We start from the raw sequence: 17,985 nt of genomic DNA on the forward strand, positions 1-17,985 counted from the left end.
GGATCCGATGCGCTTCCTGCCCGTCAACCTGACGACCCTTCTGGTCGAACTCGACGATCTCGACCAGACGCTGGCGCTGTTTGCTTCGCTCGAAACCGATCCGGTGGAGGGCATCGAAGAGATAGTGCCGGCCGCACGCACGCTGATGATCGGCTTTCGCGCAGAAAGGCTCACCGCGGAACGGCTTGCCGGCGAGATCGCCACCCGCGACCTTTCGGCCCGCATCGCGCCGTCCGACCAGCTCGTCGAAATCCCGGTTCACTATGACGGCGAAGACCTTGCCGATGTGGCGCAACTGACCGGTCTGTCAGTCGAAGAGGTCATCCGTCGTCACACCGAGAGCACCTTCACCGTCGCCTTCTGCGGCTTTGCCCCCGGTTTCGGTTATCTTGTCGGTGGTGATCCCGCGCTGCATGTGCCGCGGCGCCAAAGCCCGCGGACTCGGATTCCGGCGGGATCGGTCGCTCTTGCTGGCGCCTTTTCCGGCGTCTATCCGCAGGCAAGTCCCGGCGGCTGGCAGATCATCGGCACGACGTTGGAAAAAATGTGGGACCTGTCGCGCGATCCGCCGGCCTTGTTCCAGCCCGGCTACCGGGTGCGCTTCTTCGATCTCGAAAAGCGGACGGTTGCGATTTCCACTCTGGCGACGAAGGTCGCAGATGCGGGCCCGGCCGAGGTCTCCGGCGGGGCTGTCACACTAAAGGTCCTGGCCGCACCCATGCCGGCACTGTTTCAGGATCTCGGCCGCTTCGGCAAGACCGGCCAGGGCGTGTCCTCCTCAGGCGCGCTCGATCGACGGGCACTCAAGGCGGCCAACCGTGTGGTCGGCAATGCTGCCGGCACCCCGTGCCTCGAAATCACCCTCGGCGGATTTTCTTTCGAGGCGTCGGGCCGGACGGTGATGGCACTGACCGGCGCGCCCTGTCCGATATCGATCCGCGATGCCTCAGGGCGCACCATTGCCGCCGAAACCTATCGGCCCATCTCGCTGGAGCCCGGCGATGTGGTGACGCTCGGCCATGCGCCGCGCGGCATGCGAAGCTATTTGTCGATCCGCGGCGGTCTCACTGTCGAGCCGGTGCTCGGCAGCGCCTCGACCGATACGCTTGCCTTCATCGGCCCGGACCCGGTCACGGCAGGGACGATCTTGACACTGCAAACGGCGACGCAGTCTCTCGGCAGCGTATCGCTTTCCGAAGCGCCGGCCTTCGCGTTTCCGGCTTCCGGCGAGATCGTGACGCTCGACGTGATCATGGGACCGCGCAGCGACTGGTTCACCGAGGCCGCCATCACCAGTTTCTCGGGTCAACTCTGGCAGGTGACCCCGCAGTCCAACCGTGTCGGTATCCGTCTTTCCGGCGACATCGCCATCGAGCGTAAGGACAAGACGGAGCTGCCGAGCGAGGGAACCGCAACCGGCGCGATCCAGGTGCCGCATAGCGGCCAGCCGGTGCTTTTCCTTGCGGACCATCCGTTGACCGGCGGTTACCCGGTCATCGGCACGGTCGCCGAATATCATCTCGATCTCGCCGGGCAGATCCCGGTCAATGCCCAGATACGCTTCCGGCCCGTGACGAGGTTTGCCGATGTTCGGCCGCACGTGCCCGACACCAAAGCCCGGCCGCCAAGAAATAAGTGAGGAGACATCCATGCAGAAAGTCCTGATCGCCAACCGAGGCGAGATTGCGGTGCGCATCATCCGGGCTTGTCGCGACCACGGCCTGCAATCGGTCGCCGTCTATGCCGATCCGGACATGGATGCGCTCTTCGTCAAGCTGGCGGACGAAGCCTACGGGCTCTCCGGCAGCCGTCCGGCGGAAACCTATCTCGATATCGACAAGCTGATCGACATTGCCAAACGTTCGGGCGCCGACGCCGTTCATCCCGGCTACGGGTTCCTGTCCGAGCGTGCGGAGTTCGCCCGAGCCGTCATCGATGCAGGCCTCATCTGGATCGGACCGGATCCGCATGTCATCGAAGCCCTTGGCGACAAGGTCGAGGCCCGGCGCATTGCGCTGAGTGTCGGTGCGCCTCTCGTCGCTGGCAGTGACGGTCCGGTCGAGACCGCTGCGGAAGTCACCGCCTTTGCTGAAAAACACGGTCTGCCCGTTGCCATCAAGGCGGCGCATGGGGGCGGCGGACGCGGCCTGAAGGTCGCCTGGAAGATGGAGGAGGTGGCGGAACTCTACGAATCCGCCGTGCGTGAGGCCAAGGCCGCCTTCGGCCGCGGCGAGTGTTTCCTCGAACGCTTCCTCGATCGTCCGCGCCACATCGAGGCGCAGGTGCTGGCTGACAAACATGGCAATGTGCTGGTTCTCGGCACCCGTGACTGCTCGCTACAGCGGCGCAACCAGAAGCTCGTCGAGGAGGCGCCGGCACCGTTTCTTTCCGACGCTCAGCGCCAGTCGATCCACGACGCCGCGAAGAAGATCTGTGCGGCGGCCGGCTACTCGGGGGCGGGAACGGTCGAGTTCCTGCTCGGTGTCGACGGTACGATCTCCTTCCTCGAAGTGAACACGCGCCTTCAGGTCGAGCATCCGGTAACCGAGGAGACGACCGGCATCGATCTCGTGATCGAGCAGTTCCGCATCGCCGATGGCCTGCCGTTGCGCGTCACCGAAACGCCTGCCCCGCGTGGCCACTCGATCGAGTTCCGTATCAACGCCGAAGATCCCGGCCGTGGCTTCTTGCCGACACCCGGCGCGATCACGGCTTTCGACGCGCCCTCCGGTCCCGGCATCCGTCTCGACACCGGTGTCGGCGTGGGCTCGACCGTTCCCGGCACCTTCGATTCGCTGATGGCGAAGCTGATCGTCACGGGCAGTACCCGTGAGGAGGCGTTGAGCCGCGCCCGCCGTGCCCTCAAGGAGTTCAGGATCGAGGGCGTCGCAACGGTCCTTCCCTTCCACCGCGCCGCGATCGAGACAGAAGAATTCATCGGCGAGACAGGATTCAAGGTGCACACGCGCTGGATCGAGACCGGCTTCGCCGATCGGCTTTCGGCCGTCGCCCGGCCCGAGCCGGTTGCCGATGGCCACCTGATCCGCACCCACGTCGAGATCGATGGTAAGCGACATGAACTCGGCATTCCCGCGGCGCTCCTTGCCGGTCTCGGCGGACTTGCAGGCGCGGGTCGTGGAGGTGCGACAGCGGCAAGGACCGACGACGCGGCGACCATAACCGCACCGATTTCCGGCACGCTGCAGGCGTTCAAGGTCGAAGATGGCGCGGAGGTTGTTGCCGGTGATCTCATCGCCGTCATGGAGGCGATGAAGATGGAAACCCAGGTCACGGCATCGCGGGCAGGCAAGATTTGGATCAAGGTAGAAGTTGGCGGATATCTTCAGGCGGGAGCGGAAATCGCCCGCTTCGAGGAGCCGGTGTCCTCCGCTCCACCTACGACATGATCAACCCGCCATCGACATTGATCGTCTGGCCGGTGATGTAGGCGGCGTCGTCGCTGGCGAGGAAGGTGACCAGTCCGGCGACGTCTTCGCCGGAGCCGGCGCGTTTCATCGGGATGCCTTCGACCCATTCCTTCATCAGTTCGCCGGGGGCGTAGTTGCCAAGCAGCTTGCCCCAGGCTTGGTCGTTATAGGCCCACATGTCGGTTTCGATGATGCCGGGGCAGAAAGCGTTGACGGTGATGTTTTCGGTCGCGACTTCCTTGGCCAGGCTCTGGGTGATGCCGACGACACCCATTTTCGAGGCGGCATAATGCGGCGTAAAAATGAAGCCGTCGCGGGCCTGGCCGGAGGCGGTGTTGATGATGCGGCCGCCGCGCTTGTGCTTGCGCATGCGCGATATCGCCTCTTGAGCGCAGAGGAAGACGCCCTTGGTGTTGACGGCCATGACCTTGTCCCACTCGTTCTCGGTCAAGTCCTCGACGCGGGCGATGGTGATGACGCCGGCATTTTGGATCGAGACGTCGACAGAGCCGAATTCCGTCTCGGCCGCATCGTAGAGGGCGATGACGCTTGTTTTGTCGGTAACGTCGCCGATGAAGGAGATTGCCTTGCCGCCTTCGGCCCGGATCTGCTCGGCAACGCCGTGGACCAGATCCTCGTTGGCCGAAACGACAAGGTTGGCGCCTTCGCGGGCAAAACGCCTGGCGATGGCCGCGCCGATGCCGCGGCTGCCTCCGGTAATGACGACAGTCTTTTGCTCAAAGCGTTTCATGCTCTTTCCTTCGCGGTATCGTCGATAAACAGCAAATCTGGATGCCTGCCTTACGGTCATTGTTGAAGCTCAAGCGGCTGCGACAGCCGTTCGATCAGCGCGAAGGGCGGGCAGGCGGCGATATCGCGCGCCGTCTGGCCCGTTGCTCCCTTCAGCGCCTCGGTCTCAGCCAGGGAGGAAGCGAGACCGGTTCACTTTCTGTCGCCGGCAATGCGTCTTCTTATCCATCACCAGCAGCAGAAACCGCCGTCGACGAGAAGATCGACGCCGGTGACGAAACTTGCCGCAGTCGACAGAAGGAACACCGCCGGACCGACCATCTCGTCGACCGCTGCCATGCGCTGCATCGGCGTCTGCTCTTCGAAGAGCTTGGTCTGATGAACCATCTCCGGACGGGTGTTCATGGGCGTCGCCGTGTATCCGGGGGAAATGGTGTTGACGCGAATGCCGCGGTCGACCCATTCCATCGCCATAGACTTCGACATATGGATCACGCCCGCCTTAGAGGCGTTGTAATGCGCCTGGTTCAGCCCCCGGTTGACGATCACACCCGACATGGAAGCAATGTTGACGATGGAGCCGCGTCCATTCTTCAGCATGGCGCGAGCCTCGGCCTGGCAGGAAAGGAAGATGCCTTTCAGGTTGATATCCATCAACGTCTGATATTGATCCTCCTCCATCTCCTCCGCCGGGTTCGCGTTGGCGATGCCTGCCGCGTTGACGGCAAGCGTCAAGGTGCCGAGATCGGCTTCGGTACGTGCGACTGCATCTCCAAGGGAAGATTTGTTCGTAACATCAGCCGCGATCTGGATCGAGCGGCGGCCGGCGACGCTGATATGTTCAGCCGTCCTGGCCAATCCGTCGTCGCTCCGACGGTCGAGCAGGGCCACGTCGGCGCCGCATTGCGCAAGCCCGATGGCAATGCGCTGCCCGATGCCGCTTCCGGCCCCGGTGACGATGGCAACCTGGCCGCTGAGATCGAAAAGCTTCGGGGCGTTCAGAGTGATGTCGGACACCGCTCTTCCTTTCTCTATCTGTTTAGATGGTAGCTAGCTCCATGACCGAGACGTCATTTGCCTGGCCACGATCGAGGATCCCCGCCTGCTTGCCTTGGGCAAGCACGAGAATGCGGTTGGAGACTCCGAGAACTTCCTCGAGGTCCGAGCTTACGACGATGACCGCCACGCCCTGTTTGGCAAGATTGACGATGATGTCGTAGATGCCTGCGCGAGCGCCGACATCGATGCCTCTCGTCGGTTCGTCGAGCACGACGACTTTGGGATCACGCATGAGCCACTTCGCGATCACGACCTTCTGCTGGTTGCCGCCCGAAAGGTCGGAGGCGTACTGCTCCGCACGGCCCTTGACGCCGAACTTGGCAACTGCCTTTTGCGCAAACGAGCGCTTGACGCTCGGCGTAATCCAACCGCCGCCCAGTTTGTCGAGATTGGCGTAGATAATGTTCTCGCTGATCCGGTGCCCGACCACCAGGCCCTGTTCCTTGCGGTCTTCCGGAACCATCACGATGCCCTTGGCGATCGCGTCCGCCGGATCGCGCAGCCTGAGTTCCTCGCCTTCCAGCTTGATCGAACCGGCACTGATCGGATCTGCGCCCGAAATCGCACGCACCAGTTCGGTGCGGCCGGCGCCGACCAAGCCGGCTATCCCGAGAATTTCACCGGCCCGCACCTCGAAGGTAACGTCTCGGAACGAGTTGTCGGGCGAGCTCAGCCCGGACACCTGCAGGACTGGACGGTCTGTCGGAACGGGCAGGGTGGGGAACAAGCGGTCAAGCGGGCGTCCGACCATGCTCTCGATAATCGTTCGCACCGGGGTCGCGCTGTCCGAGAATTCCTGCACCCGCTCCCCGTCGCGAAGAACGACGATCCGGTTGGTTATCTGCTTGATCTCTTCCATGCGGTGGGAAATGTAGACGATGCCTACGCCTTCCGAGCGAAGCTTGCGAACCTGTTCGAAGAGGGCTTCCGTCTCCGCGCCGCCAAGCGCGGCTGTCGGCTCATCGAGGATCAAGAGCTTTGCGTCGAGAGCCAGCGCCTTGGCGATCTCGATGAGCTGCTGATTTGCTGTGGAAAGGCCGGCGACCGTTCGCGTTGCCGGGATGTGAAGGTTCAAGCGAGCGAGCTGATCCTGGGCCCGGCGAACCATTTGGGCACGGTCGACGACGCCGTTCTTCATTGGCCAGCGTCCGATGAAGACGTTTTCGGCGATCGACAGCTGCGGCAGAAGCTGCAGTTCCTGATGGATCAGCACAACGCCCTTGTCGATCGCTTCCCTGGGGGTGGCCGGGGCATAAGGCTGCCCCAGCCATGTCATTGATCCTTCGGACGGTGTGCGTGACCCGGCGATGATGCCGGACAGGGTCGACTTGCCCGCTCCGTTTTCGCCGAGAAGTGCAACCACTTCGCCAGGATAAACGTCCAAGCTGACATCCTTCAGCACCTGGAGCGGCCCGTACCACTTGGATATGCCCCTCAGGGAAAGAACCGGATCTGTCATTGGCACACCTCCTCAAGACCTCGACTTCATTACGGGTGGTTGGCGATGAAGCCTGCCACGTTTTCCTTGGTTGTCAGCGTGGCATCGAGGAGCTGGACCGGGGGCACTTTTTCTCCGGCGACAAGCTTGGCGGCATTTTCAACCGCGTCACGGCCCATCTTCTGCGTCTGCTGTGTCGCAGTGACGTTGAAGACGCCCTTGCTGAGGGCTTCGAGAGCTGCAGTGTCGCCATCGAAGCCGCCAACGACGATCTTCTGCGACGGATTGGCGACCTTGATCGCCTGCGCGGCGCCAAGTGCAAGACCGTCGGCCTGGGCGAACACGATCGAAACGTCGGGGTTTGCCTGCAGCATGTTCTGCATGATCTGGAAGCCTTCGTCCTGGCTCCAGATGTTGGAGAACTGCTCAGCGACAACTTTCACGTCAGGATAGGCCTTGAGGGATTCAGCGCAGCCCTTCGAGCGATCGACTTCCGGCGTCGTGCCCTTCTGGCCGTGGATGATGACCATCTTCCCCTTGCCGCCGGCTTCCTTCAGAATGTAGTCGCACACTGCCTTGGCAGAGGCGACGGAATCCGTTGCGAGGAAGGTGTCGCCCGGTGCACCCTCGGCGTTGCGGTCGACGTTGACGACCGGGATGCCGGCGCTCTTGGCCAGCTTGACCGGAACGGTCGCAGCGGCCGCACCGGCCGGAATGTAGATCAGCGCGTCGATTTTCTGGGTCAGAAGATCCTGGATCTGGTTGACCTGCGTCGGTCCGTCGCCTTTTGCGTCGACCGTGATGACTTCGATGCCGCGCTTCTTGGCTTCGGCCTCGACCGATTGCTTGATCTGGTTGAAGAAGTTTGCCTGAAGATTGGCAACGGCCAGGCCGAGCTTCTTCAGTTCCGCAGCGTGTACGGGACCGAGCATGAGGCCGAGCAGGGCGGCAGACGCGAGCATGGTGCGCGCTATTTTCATTGTATTTCCTCCGTTGTTTGATGGGACCCTCGGGTATGTCCTCCCCCTTGGGTTATTGATCCGCCCCAAACGTTCGGGGCGGAATTCCAGGTCCGCCAATGCGGCGGACCACGCTCGTCAGGCGCGACGCCTGCGAATGGTTTCCGCGCCGACCGCGAGCACGATGACGATGCCGATGATCACCTGCTGAAGGAACGGCGAGACGTTGAGAAGATTGAGCCCGTTGCGAAGCACACCGATGATAAGAACGCCGATCAGCGTTCCCCCGATGCCGCCGGCGCCGCCGGAGAGCGACGTGCCGCCGATGACAACAGCGGCGATGGTGTCCAGCTCATAGCCGAGACCGCTGGATGGCTGGACGGAATCCAGCCGAGCGGCGAGCACGATGCCAGCAAGCCCCGCAAGGACGGCACTGACGACATAGACTGATATCGTCACGAGCGGGACGTTGATCCCGGCCAGGCGTGCGACTTCCGGATTTCCGCCCACCGCATAAAGCATGCGCCCTTCGGAGCGGAAGTGCAGGAACAGCCATGCCGCAAGAACAACCGCAAGCATCAAAAATACCGTGGCCGTCATGACGCCGAAATGGCGGTCGATTGCCAGCATCATGAACCAATCGGGGAATCCGACGATCTGCTGGCCATCGGTGATCATGTTTGCAACGCCGCGAGCCGCGGACATCATCGCAAGCGTGGCAATGAAGGCCGGTACCCTGAATTGCGTCACCAGAAGTCCGACGATCAGGCCGGAGACTGCCGATGCGATCAGCGCAGAGGCGATCCCGATGGGCAGCGGCAGACCGGCGACATTGGCGGTCCAGCCCATGACCATCATCGCCAGCGCAAGCGCCGAGCCGACGGAGAGATCAATGCCGCCGATCAGGATGACGAAGGTCATTCCGACCGCCATGATGCCGAGAACGGTGATCTGGTCGAGGATGTTGAGGCCGTTTCGAACCGAAAGAAACGTGTCGGTGCTCAGGCTCAGAAAGACGCACAGCGCGAGCAGTCCGACGAGCGGACCGGTTGCTCCCTTGAGCTTGCTCAGCCAGGCTCCGGACGAAAGCCTGTGTTCATTGATATCGAGCGCCACCATTGCTCCTCCCTATATGCCTAGGCTTGTATCCGATATTCGTGCAAGCAAGAATAATTATTCACACTTGTTGGAAAATTCATTAACAAGTTGCTTTCCGGCTGTCAACAAGATTTCCTCGGGCGTCCGCTGTCATTGCATTGTATAAGGGGCTTGACTAATCAGCTTCTTGTGCAAAAATATTGATAAGTGAATATTTATGCACACATGAGGAACCCATGGATACGATAGAACTTGAGCGCATCGCCCGCGAGATCCGATTGCGCGATCTCCAGGCGGTCTTTGAAGCGGGCGCCGGCCATATTGGCGGGGAGATGTCGGTGATCGACATTTTGACGGCGCTCTATTTTCGTGTCCTGAATGTCTGGCCCGATCAGCCGAAACACCCCGACCGCGACAGGTTCGTCCTTTCAAAGGGACATACGGCATGCGCTCTCTATGTGACGCTCGCAAAACGCGGCTTCATTCCGGAGGAGGAGGTCTCCACCTTTCTGCAGCCGCATTCGAGGCTGAACGGGCATCCGAATTGCAACAAGGTTCCCGGCGTCGAAACCAATACCGGGCCGCTGGGCCACGGTCTTCCGGTGGCCGTCGGAATGGCGAAAGCCGCCAAACTCTCAGGCGCAAAATTTCATACCTATGTCGCCACCGGCGACGGTGAGATGCAGGAGGGTTCCAACTGGGAAGCGATCATGGCGGCCGCCCAGTTCAAACTCGACAACTTGACCCTGGTCATCGATCACAACAGGTTCCAGCAGGGTGCGGCGCTCGCCGAAACCAATGATCTCGCTCCGCTTCGCCCGAAGCTCGAGGCCTTCGATTGGGAGGTCACCGAGATCAACGGAAACGCCATGAGCGAAGTCGTTCCGGCTCTCGAACACCGGGGAGCAAGACCGCATTGCATCGTCGCCCATACCAACAAGGGCCATGGAATTTCGTTCATGCAGGACCGGGTCGACTGGCACCACAAGGTGCCGAGCAAGGAACAGTACGAAATCGCATTGGCAGAACTGTCGGAGGCACTGTAATGAACGCGTCAGTAAACCCACCCAAGCTCTATGATTGCCGCGACGCATTTGCCTCTACGCTTGAGCGGCTGGCAGCCGAAAACGACACGATCGTTGCCGTCTGCAACGACTCCGTCGGCTCTTCGAAGCTCGGCGGCTTCAAGGCGAAGTTTGGAGAGCGCCTCGTCAATGTTGGTATTGCCGAGCAGAACATGGTTGGCGTTGCAGCAGGCCTGGCCAACGGCGGACGTCTTCCATTCGTATGTGCCGCTGCTCCGTTTCTCACAGGGCGGTCGCTGGAGCAGATCAAGGCCGATATTTCCTACTCGAATGCCAACGTCAAGCTGGTGGGCATTTCTTCCGGAATGGCATATGGCGAACTCGGTCCGACACATCACTCGATCGAAGACTTCGCCTGGACGCGGGTCCTGCCCAACCTTCCGGTCATTGCGCCCTGTGACCGCATCGAAACCGCCGCTGCCGTTGCGTGGGCCGCGACCTATAACGGGCCCTGTTTCCTGCGTCTGTCGCGCGTTGGCGTGCCCGATCTGCTTCCGGAGGGTCACAGGTTCGAACTCGGCAAGGCAAATCTCCTTCGCCAAGGTTCCGACGTCACGCTTATCGCCAACGGCACTTTGACTCATCGCATTGTGAAGGCGGCCGAAATCCTCGCGGATCGCGGCATCAATGCCAGGGTTCTGAACCTTGCGACGGTTCGTCCAATCGACGAGGAGGCTATCATCGCCGCGGCTAGGGAAACCGGAGCGATCGTCACGGCCGAGGAGCATTCTATCTTCGGCGGGCTCGGTTCCGCGGTCGCCGAAGTGGTGGTCGACAATGCTCCAGTGCCGATGAAGCGTCTCGGCGTTCCTGGCATTTACGCCCCGACCGGTTCGGCAGAGTTCCTGCTCGACGAGTTCGGGATGGCGCCGGCTGCCATCGCCGACGCCGCGCAGTCGCTAATCAGGCGCAAATAATTGGGATCACGTGACCGGCGGGGACGCTTTTGTCGTCCCGGCGGTGACCTGATCCGGAGAGGATAGAATGCGGACAATTCTGGCAATCGACCAGGGCACGACCAATTCAAAGGCCGTTCTCGTTTCCGAAAAGGGAGAAATCGTCGGCAGAGGTTCGGCTCGCGTCGGCATCTCCTATCCGAAGCCGGGCTGGGTCGAACAGGACCCGCGCAGGCTCTACGCCTCGGTCTGCGAAGCAGTCGACGCCTGCCTGAAGGCCGCCGGCCCGGATGTGGTGATCGAGGCCGTGGCCATTTCCAACCAGCGTGAATCCGTCACTGCCTGGGACGCCGAAATGGGAGATGCGCTTGGACCGTTGGTCAGCTGGCAGTGCCGCCGAACGGCGCCCGATTGCGAACGACTCATTGCCGAGGGCCACCTCGACCGGGTGCAGGCGCTCACGGGCCTGCCCTTGGATCCGATGTTTCCGGGTTCCAAGTTTCGGTGGCTGCTCGACCGTGTTCCGGCCGGGCGATCGGTGCGACTGGGAACGGTGGACAGCTGGCTCGTCCACTGCCTGACCGGCGGGCGCCGGCATGTCTGCGACGCTTCGAATGCCGCCAGGAGCCAATTGTTCGATCTGCGGGAGCAGAGATGGAGCGAGGAGCTTGGCGAGATCTTCGGCGTCGATATCGCGCTCCTTCCCGAGGTGCTCGACAGTTCTGCCGATTTCGGTAGAACGCAGGGATTGCCGGGGGTGGCGGATGGCACGCCGATCATGGCCGCGATCGGCGACAGCCACGCTGCCCTGTTCGGGCACGGCGCTTTCAAGCCGGGCGACGGCAAGGTGACCTTCGGAACCGGCTCTTCCATTATGACGACGCTTGCGCAATATATTCCTCCACGCAACGGTGTCACAACCACCGTCGCGTGGCGTATCGGGGAAAGCCGACCTTCGCTTTCGAAGGCAATATTCTGGTCTGCGCCGCCAGTCTTCCCTGGATGGCTGATATTCTTGGCCTTGCCGATGTGGCGGCGCTTGTCGAACTTGCGGAAAGTGCTGCGCCGGGCGGACCCGGGTTCGTGCCGGCATTCGTGGGACTGGGGGCGCCTTACTGGAATTCCGACGCCCGTGCCCTGTTCTCCCAGATCACCTTCAATACAACGCGGGCGCAAATGGCGCGGTCGGTCACCGATTCCATCGCCTTGCAGGTGCATGACGTGATCGCGGCCATGCGGGCGCAGAGCGGCGGTGCGCTCGGTGCGCTCTATGTGGATGGCGGACCGAGCCAGAACCGCTTCCTGATGCAATGTGTCTCCAACCTCATCGACCATCCCGTGATCCAATGCGAAGCACCCGAGGCATCGGCTTTGGGTGCTGCTTACCTGGCGGGACTGGCACTCGGCTTGTGGACCGATCTCCAGGTGGTCGCGAGGCTGCCGCGAAACACCCAAACCATAGAGCCGCAACCCATGGATCGAGCGGGGCTTCTCGATGCCTGGAATGATGCGCTCGCCCGCTCGACGTCCCGCGAAACACAGGCTAAAGGTGAATAAAAATTCACTCTGGGATTAGCAATGACTCGGCTCAACGAACTCCGCCTCATTTCAAGGGTCGCCCAGATGTACCACATCGAGGGGCGGCGGCAGGCCGAGATCGCACAGCACCTTCGCCTGTCGCAGGCGACGGTGTCGCGCATGCTCAAGCGTGCCGAGGCTGAAGATATCGTGCGAACCAGCGTCATCCCTCCCGTCGGCACCTACAGCGAACTCGAGAGCGCGCTTCGCGAGAAATACGATCTGCCGGAGGCGATCGTCGTCGAGTGCACGGAAGATCGGGACGGCGCCATCATGGCCCGCATTGGCGAGGCAGCGGCGCATCTCCTCGAGGTGACGCTTGCGCCGGGGGAGATCATCGGCGTTTCCAGCTGGAGCCAGACCATTTTCAAGATGGTCGAGAACATTCATCCGCAGAAGAGCGCTCAGGTGAAATATGTCGTCCAGACGCTTGGAGGCATGGGTGACCCTTCCGTGCAGACGCATGCCACGCAGCTGACCACGCGGCTTGCGCGCCTGACCGGCGCCGAGCCGAAACTGCTCCCGGTGCAGGGCGTGACGTCATCCCGAGAGGCAAAACTTCTGATGCAGGCCGATCCGTATGTTCGCGAGACGATGGACCTGTTCGGCAGCATAACGCTCGCGATCGTCGGAATCGGAGCCGTCGAACCGTCCGAACTTCTCGCACGGTCCGGCAACATCTTTTCATCTCGGGAACTCTCCGATCTTGCGGAAGCGGGCGCCGTCGGCGACATCTCGCTGCGCTTCTTCGATAAAAACGGCAAGCCGGTCAAGACGCCCCTGGACGACCGGGTCATAGGACTTCCGCTTGAGGATCTCGAGCGGGTGGAGCGGGTTATCGCTCTTGCTGGTGGATCGAAAAAGACCGACGCAATCGCCGGTGCGTTGCGCGTGGGGGTCATCGACATGCTTGTTACGGACAAGTTTACGGCGCAGCGATTGATCGACTGATTGATTGATGAGGTCGGAAGGATCCTGCCGCTCCGTCGTTTCTGGGCTTTTCAGGATGGTTGTGCCTGGGCGGGAGCGCCCGCCTCGTCCTTCGAGGCTTCGCCCTATGGGCTACACATCTCAGGATGGGGCTCTCTTGGGTGTTGGCACTTCAGGATGAGGGCTGATCGATGTGCCGTGCGTTCAATGGGCTGATTGGTGTGCTTTGCTCGTAACTTCGCTCGACGGCAGAAAATCTAGCGCAGGTATTAACCCACTCTCCGTCATTCCTGTGCTCGTCACAGGAATCCAGTGCGCCCAAGTCTTTGGGCGCGGGAAACCCTTCGCTTGGGCTCAGGGCGTTCGACGCTGCGATCGATTCACTGGATCGATCGCTCCCGCTTCGCGGGACCGCGTCTCACCCGCCGGTGACACTCATATGCCGCGCCACGGCCGGACGATTGTGGGTGCGGTCGATGATGAAATCATGGCCCTTCGGTTTGCGGGTGATGGCTTCGTCGATGGCAGCTTGGAGGAGGGCGTCGTCTTCGGTGGCGCGGAGTGCTGCGCGCAGATCGGCGGCGTCGTTCTGGCCGAGGCACATAAAGAGCGTGCCGGTGCAGGTGAGACGGACGCGGTTACAGCTCTCGCAGAAATTATGGGTCATCGGCGTGATGAAGCCGAGGCGCCCCCGGTCTCCGTGACCCTGACGTAACGGGCCGGGCCGCCGGTCTGGTAGTCGATGTCGGTAAGCGTGAACTGCTTTTCCAGATCGGCGCGAAGCTCGGAGAGCGGCAGGTACTGGTCGGTGCGGTCCTCGTCGATCTCGCCCATCGGCATGGTTTCGATGACGGTGAGGTCCATGCCGCGGCCATGGGCGAAGCGCAGGAGTTCGGGCATCTCGGAGTCGTTGAAATCCTTGAGCGCCACGGCGTTGAGCTTGATCTTCAGCCCGGCCTTTGGAGCGGCATCGATGCCTTCCATGACCTTGGCGAAATCGCCCCAGCGGGTGATCTTGCGGAATTTGTCGGGGTCGAGCGTATCGAGCGAGACGTTGATGCGGCGCACGCCGCACTCATAAAGCTCCTCGGCATGGCGGGAGAGCTGCGAGCCGTTGGTGGTCAGCGTCAGCTCGTCGAGGCCGGAACCGATCTTTTCGCCGAGCTGGCGCACAAGATACATGATGTTCTTGCGCACCAGCGGCTCGCCGCCGGTCAGCCGGATTTTCCTCACGCCTTTGGTGATAAAGGCGGAACAGAGCCGGTCGAGCTCTTCCAGCGTCAACAGATCCTTCTTCGGCAGGAAGGTCATATTCTCCGCCATGCAATAGGTGCAGCGGAAATCGCAGCGATCGGTGACGGAGACGCGGAGATAGGTGACTGCCCGGCCGAAAGGGTCGATCATCGGATTTGCATCCGCCGTGAGCGGCGACGCGTTGCCTATCGTTCCGACTCTCGTATTCACCAATTCCTCCGCGAGCGAACCTGAAGCGCGCCAGACCTGCCTGTTTTCAAGCGATATCTTCCTATGTGTGCATATGTGATTGCGCCGTCAAGGGAAACGGATTTCGCACACGCTAATTTGCGCTTGCCTCGAAAAAGGCGAACGCCTACTGCTCCAGAGGAAAGAGGGTGATAGAGATGAGCGATATCTGGCCGAGCGAACTTCGCGTTTCGAAAGACCGGCAGAGGCTGGCGATAACCTTCGACGATGGCCAGAGCTTCGACCTGTCGGCCGAACTCTTGCGCGTGCTGTCGCCGTCGGCCGAGGTGCAGGGCCACGGGCCGGGGCAGCGGGTGACGGTGCCGGGCAAGCGCAACGTCGCGATCATCTCGATGACGCCGACCGGCAATTATGCCGTCAGGATCGGCTTCGACGACATGCACGATACCGGCATCTACACCTGGACCTATCTGCGCGAACTCGGCGAAAGGGGCGCCGAGCTGTTTTCGGCCTATGAGGATGAACTCAGGGAAAAGGGCATGAACCGCGACACGGCGGAAAAGCCGCGCTGAACTTCACATAACCAGCCATCGGGGGGCCATATGGCGAAAACGAACGGAAAGAACTGGCTGCGCGCCAAGGGGAGTGCGGCCGGCAGCAAGGTGACCTTCCTCGAACTGTTCTTCGACCTGGTCTTCGTCTTTTCGATCTCGCAGCTTTCGCATGCGCTTGCCGCCCATTATACGCCGCTCGGTGCTGCCGAAGCGGCGCTGATGACCTTTGCCGTCTGGTGGGTTTGGATTTTCACCGCCTGGGTGACCAACTGGCTCGATCCCGACAAGATGCCGGTGCGCGGCATGCTGGTGGCGCTGATGATGCTCGGGCTGCTGCTGTCGGCCTCCATTCCCGAGGCCTTCGGCGACAAAGGGCTGCTGTTTGCCGGCGCCTATGTGGCGATGCAGGTCGGACGCTCGTTGTTTACCACCTATGCAATGACGCGCGTCGACCGCGCCAATACGCTGAATTTCGTCCGCATCACCACCTGGCTCGTGGTGGCCGCCGTCTTCTGGATCGCCGGCGGGTTGCTGGAGCATGAAGCCCGGCTGATCGCCTGGGTGATCGCGCTGGCGATCGAATATATCGGGCCGGCCGCGGGCTTTGCCGTGCCCGGGCTCGGCCGCTCGAAGCCGAGCGACTGGGACGTTTCCGGCGCCCACATGGCCGAGCGCTGCGCGCTGTTCGTCATCATCTGCCTCGGCGAGGCGATCCTGGTTTCCGGCCGCACCTTTTCGGAGCTGCCGGTTTCGGGGCTGACCGGCATCGTCTTCGTCACCGGTTTCATCGGCACCGTCGCCATGTGGTGGCTTTATTTTCGCTTCGGCCATGGGCGCGCCGCCCATCGCATCGAGCATGAGGCGACGCCGGGGGCGTTGGCGCGGCTTGCCTTCACCTATGGGCATATCCCGATCCTGGCCGGCATCATCGTCCATGCGGTGGCCGTCGAGTTCATGTTCTCGCATCCGCATGAGACGGGCGATCTCGGCATCGCTGCGGCGGTGCTCGGCGGCTCCGGCCTGTTCCTCATCGGTAATCTCTGGTTCAAGGGCGCGACGAGCGGGCAGCTGCCGCTGTCGCATCTTGCCGGTCTGGTGCTGCTGATCCTGCTTGCCTTCGCGGCACCCTTCCTCGAAATCTATCTGCTGGGCATTCTGGCGACGCTGGTGCTGATCGTCGTCGCCGCCTGGGAATACCGCTCGCTGAGCGGTGCATCGCCGGCGCCGACGCTGCATTGATCATCAGTCGTCGTCGCTGAGATCCTTGAGCAGCGTGGCTATGATGCGCTCCATCGAGGTGGCCGTCGCCATGCATTGTTCGATCGGCTCGTCGGAGAGCGTGCGTTCGATAAGATCGGTCTGGATCGCCATCGCCGCCTCGGTCAGCCGGCGGCCCTCCGCAGTGAGATAAAGGCGCAGCACGCGTTTGTCGCGCGCGTCGCCGCGCCGCTCGATCAGCTCCCGTTTTTCCATCTGCGGCAAGAGCATGCTCATATTGGAGCGGCCAACCAACAGCTTGCGCGCCAGCTCCTGCTGCGAGATGCCTTCGAAACGGTAGAGATTGACGAGAATATCGAGGTGCGGCGGCTTGATATCGAGATCGGCCAGCGAGCGCGTCAGCGACTGCTGCATCAGCTGGCAGGCGCGCGCCACCGCGATCCAGCTGCGAAAACGCGGATGATCCCAGGGAAGGGATTGATTTTTGTTCATCGTTGTACTTTATTGTTCAGTGTTGAACAGTCTTTTGGATTCTCACTATGGCAAATTTTGCGCTTGAGGTCACCCGCCTGGGTTTTTCGGCTCTGCAGGCGATTTCGCCCGATCTGGCGGGCAGGGCGGCGTTCCGGCTGTTCTGCCGCACCCCTTCGCCGCGGCCGAAGGGAGCAAGGGCGAAGGCGGCGCATGCCGCGGGCGCGGCCCGGCTGGCAGGCGCCGAACGCTTCACTCTCAAGATCGCAGCCGGGGCGAAAGCGCATGCCTATCGGCTGAATGGCGGGGCGCTGGGAAAACGCCAGCGTTTGCTGGTGACACATGGCTGGGGCTCGAGCGCCGAATATATGGCTGAGGTGGTTTCGATGCTTGTGGCAACCGGCGCGGAGGTGGTGGCGCTCGATTTTCCCGGTCACGGGCGCGCCGGCGGGCGTTTCCTGCATATGGGCCTTGCGGTCGGAGCGATCGCCGCGGCCGAGCAGCGGTTCGGCGCCTTCGATGCGGTTATCGGCCATTCCTTCGGCGGTGCGGCGCTGATGGTGTCAGCGGCGGGCTTGCTGCCCGGGGTGGCGCCTGTTGCCTGCGAGCGGCTGGTGCTGATCGGCGCGCCAAGCGAGATGGCCTGGCTGTTTGTCGATTTCGGCCGGATGATCGGCCTTCACCCGGCCGCGCAAGCGGTGCTGGAGGATGAAGTCCATCGCGTCACCGGCCGGAGACTTGAGGAGTTCGAGGCGCGCGATACGCTGGGCGCAATCGGCCGGCCGGTGCTCGTCATCCATGCCGAGGACGACAAGGAGGTGCCGCCGACCCATGCCAGGCGCTATCAGGCTGCCGGGAAGGACGTCCGGCTGCTTTGGGCGAACGGCTTCGGCCATCGGCGCATCGTCGGCGCGGCGCCCGTCCTCGGCGCGATCGCGGCATTTCTCGACTGCGATGGGGGCGAAGAGGGTGTTTCCGACGAAAGCATCAAAAAAGATGCGGAGATCATTCCGTTTTTTGAGCTTCCGGCGCGGCGCGCGGCATTGTAGCGTCCGTCGCAACGATCAAGCCGCGGCGG

At 62.1% G+C, this 17,985-nt stretch carries 14 protein-coding genes and 2 pseudogenes; 9 read left to right on the plus strand and 7 right to left on the minus strand.

Translation table 11 applies throughout. The features are described 5' to 3' along the window. Window positions 1-7 precede the first annotated feature (7 nt). Both MF410_RS06660 and MF410_RS06665 read left to right on the plus strand, forming a co-directional pair. Window positions 8-1,639, plus strand: coding sequence for a 5-oxoprolinase/urea amidolyase family protein (locus MF410_RS06660; protein WP_131711029.1), 1,632 nt, complete (start codon window positions 8-10; stop codon window positions 1,637-1,639). A gap of 10 nt (window positions 1,640-1,649) precedes the next feature. Continuing rightward, entirely contained in the window at window positions 1,650-3,407 is a 1,758-nt protein-coding gene (locus tag MF410_RS06665; protein ID WP_239620280.1) for a biotin carboxylase N-terminal domain-containing protein, read from the plus strand. Here the strand turns inward: MF410_RS06665 and MF410_RS06670 are convergent. From MF410_RS06670 to MF410_RS06690, 5 genes are all read right to left on the minus strand, one after another. Beyond that, window positions 3,397-4,179 carry a glucose 1-dehydrogenase gene (locus MF410_RS06670; RefSeq protein WP_131711027.1) on the minus strand — a complete coding sequence of 261 codons (783 nt, stop codon included), beginning with the start codon at window positions 4,177-4,179 and terminating at the stop codon, window positions 3,397-3,399. The genes MF410_RS06665 and MF410_RS06670 overlap by 11 nt on opposite strands. 227 nt (window positions 4,180-4,406) lie before the next feature. Next, complete coding sequence (locus MF410_RS06675) at window positions 4,407-5,195, minus strand: SDR family oxidoreductase (RefSeq protein WP_222134660.1); 789 nt, start codon at window positions 5,193-5,195, stop codon at window positions 4,407-4,409. A gap of 22 nt (window positions 5,196-5,217) precedes the next feature. Further along, a complete protein-coding gene (locus MF410_RS06680) occupies window positions 5,218-6,696 on the minus strand; it encodes a sugar ABC transporter ATP-binding protein (protein WP_131711025.1) in 1,479 nt (492 codons plus the stop codon). 29 nt (window positions 6,697-6,725) lie between these two features. Continuing rightward, entirely contained in the window at window positions 6,726-7,655 is a 930-nt protein-coding gene (locus MF410_RS06685; RefSeq protein WP_003540275.1) for a sugar ABC transporter substrate-binding protein, read from the minus strand. Window positions 7,656-7,772: 117 nt separating this feature from the next. Continuing rightward, window positions 7,773-8,753: an ABC transporter permease gene (locus MF410_RS06690; RefSeq protein WP_131711024.1), complete on the minus strand. Its 981-nt coding sequence runs from the start codon at window positions 8,751-8,753 to the stop codon at window positions 7,773-7,775. A gap of 215 nt (window positions 8,754-8,968) precedes the next feature. Here MF410_RS06690 and MF410_RS06695 point away from each other — a divergent pair, with 215 nt between their 5' ends. The 4 genes and pseudogenes from MF410_RS06695 to MF410_RS06710 all read left to right on the plus strand — a co-directional run bounded on the left by MF410_RS06695 (window position 8,969) and on the right by MF410_RS06710 (window position 13,242). Continuing rightward, window positions 8,969-9,778: a transketolase gene (locus MF410_RS06695; protein ID WP_097628532.1), complete on the plus strand. Its 810-nt coding sequence runs from the start codon at window positions 8,969-8,971 to the stop codon at window positions 9,776-9,778. After that, on the plus strand, window positions 9,778-10,734 hold the full coding sequence (locus MF410_RS06700; RefSeq protein ID WP_097628533.1) for a transketolase family protein: 957 nt from the start codon (window positions 9,778-9,780) through the stop codon (window positions 10,732-10,734). Before MF410_RS06695 ends, MF410_RS06700 begins: the two co-directional genes overlap by 1 nt. A gap of 67 nt (window positions 10,735-10,801) precedes the next feature. Beyond that, window positions 10,802-12,270, plus strand: a pseudogene (locus MF410_RS06705) (FGGY-family carbohydrate kinase). A gap of 21 nt (window positions 12,271-12,291) precedes the next feature. Then, window positions 12,292-13,242: a sugar-binding transcriptional regulator gene (locus MF410_RS06710; RefSeq protein WP_054182988.1), complete on the plus strand. Its 951-nt coding sequence runs from the start codon at window positions 12,292-12,294 to the stop codon at window positions 13,240-13,242. A 397-nt stretch (window positions 13,243-13,639) separates the two neighbouring features. On the opposite strand, the pseudogene moaA reads toward MF410_RS06710, so the two are convergent. Then, window positions 13,640-14,625: pseudogene (gene moaA / locus MF410_RS06715) on the minus strand (GTP 3',8-cyclase MoaA). A 236-nt stretch (window positions 14,626-14,861) separates the two neighbouring features. Here moaA and MF410_RS06720 point away from each other — a divergent pair. After that, complete coding sequence (locus MF410_RS06720; protein ID WP_054182994.1) at window positions 14,862-15,236, plus strand: DUF971 domain-containing protein; 375 nt, start codon at window positions 14,862-14,864, stop codon at window positions 15,234-15,236. Window positions 15,237-15,266: 30 nt separating this feature from the next. After that, window positions 15,267-16,457: a low temperature requirement protein A gene (locus tag MF410_RS06725; RefSeq protein ID WP_131711021.1), complete on the plus strand. Its 1,191-nt coding sequence runs from the start codon at window positions 15,267-15,269 to the stop codon at window positions 16,455-16,457. Window positions 16,458-16,460: 3 nt separating this feature from the next. Here MF410_RS06725 and MF410_RS06730 read toward each other — a convergent pair whose 3' ends face one another. After that, window positions 16,461-16,928 carry a MarR family transcriptional regulator gene (locus MF410_RS06730; protein ID WP_097628537.1) on the minus strand — a complete coding sequence of 156 codons (468 nt, stop codon included), beginning with the start codon at window positions 16,926-16,928 and terminating at the stop codon, window positions 16,461-16,463. A gap of 47 nt (window positions 16,929-16,975) precedes the next feature. Between MF410_RS06730 and MF410_RS06735 the strand changes: the two genes are divergently transcribed. Further along, on the plus strand, window positions 16,976-17,956 hold the full coding sequence (locus MF410_RS06735) for an alpha/beta fold hydrolase (protein WP_131711020.1): 981 nt from the start codon (window positions 16,976-16,978) through the stop codon (window positions 17,954-17,956). The last annotated feature ends 29 nt before the right edge of the window (window positions 17,957-17,985 follow it).

The sequence above is a fragment of the Rhizobium sp. C104 genome (assembly GCF_022354505.1).
Taxonomy (GTDB): Bacteria; Pseudomonadota; Alphaproteobacteria; order Rhizobiales; family Rhizobiaceae; genus Rhizobium; species Rhizobium redzepovicii.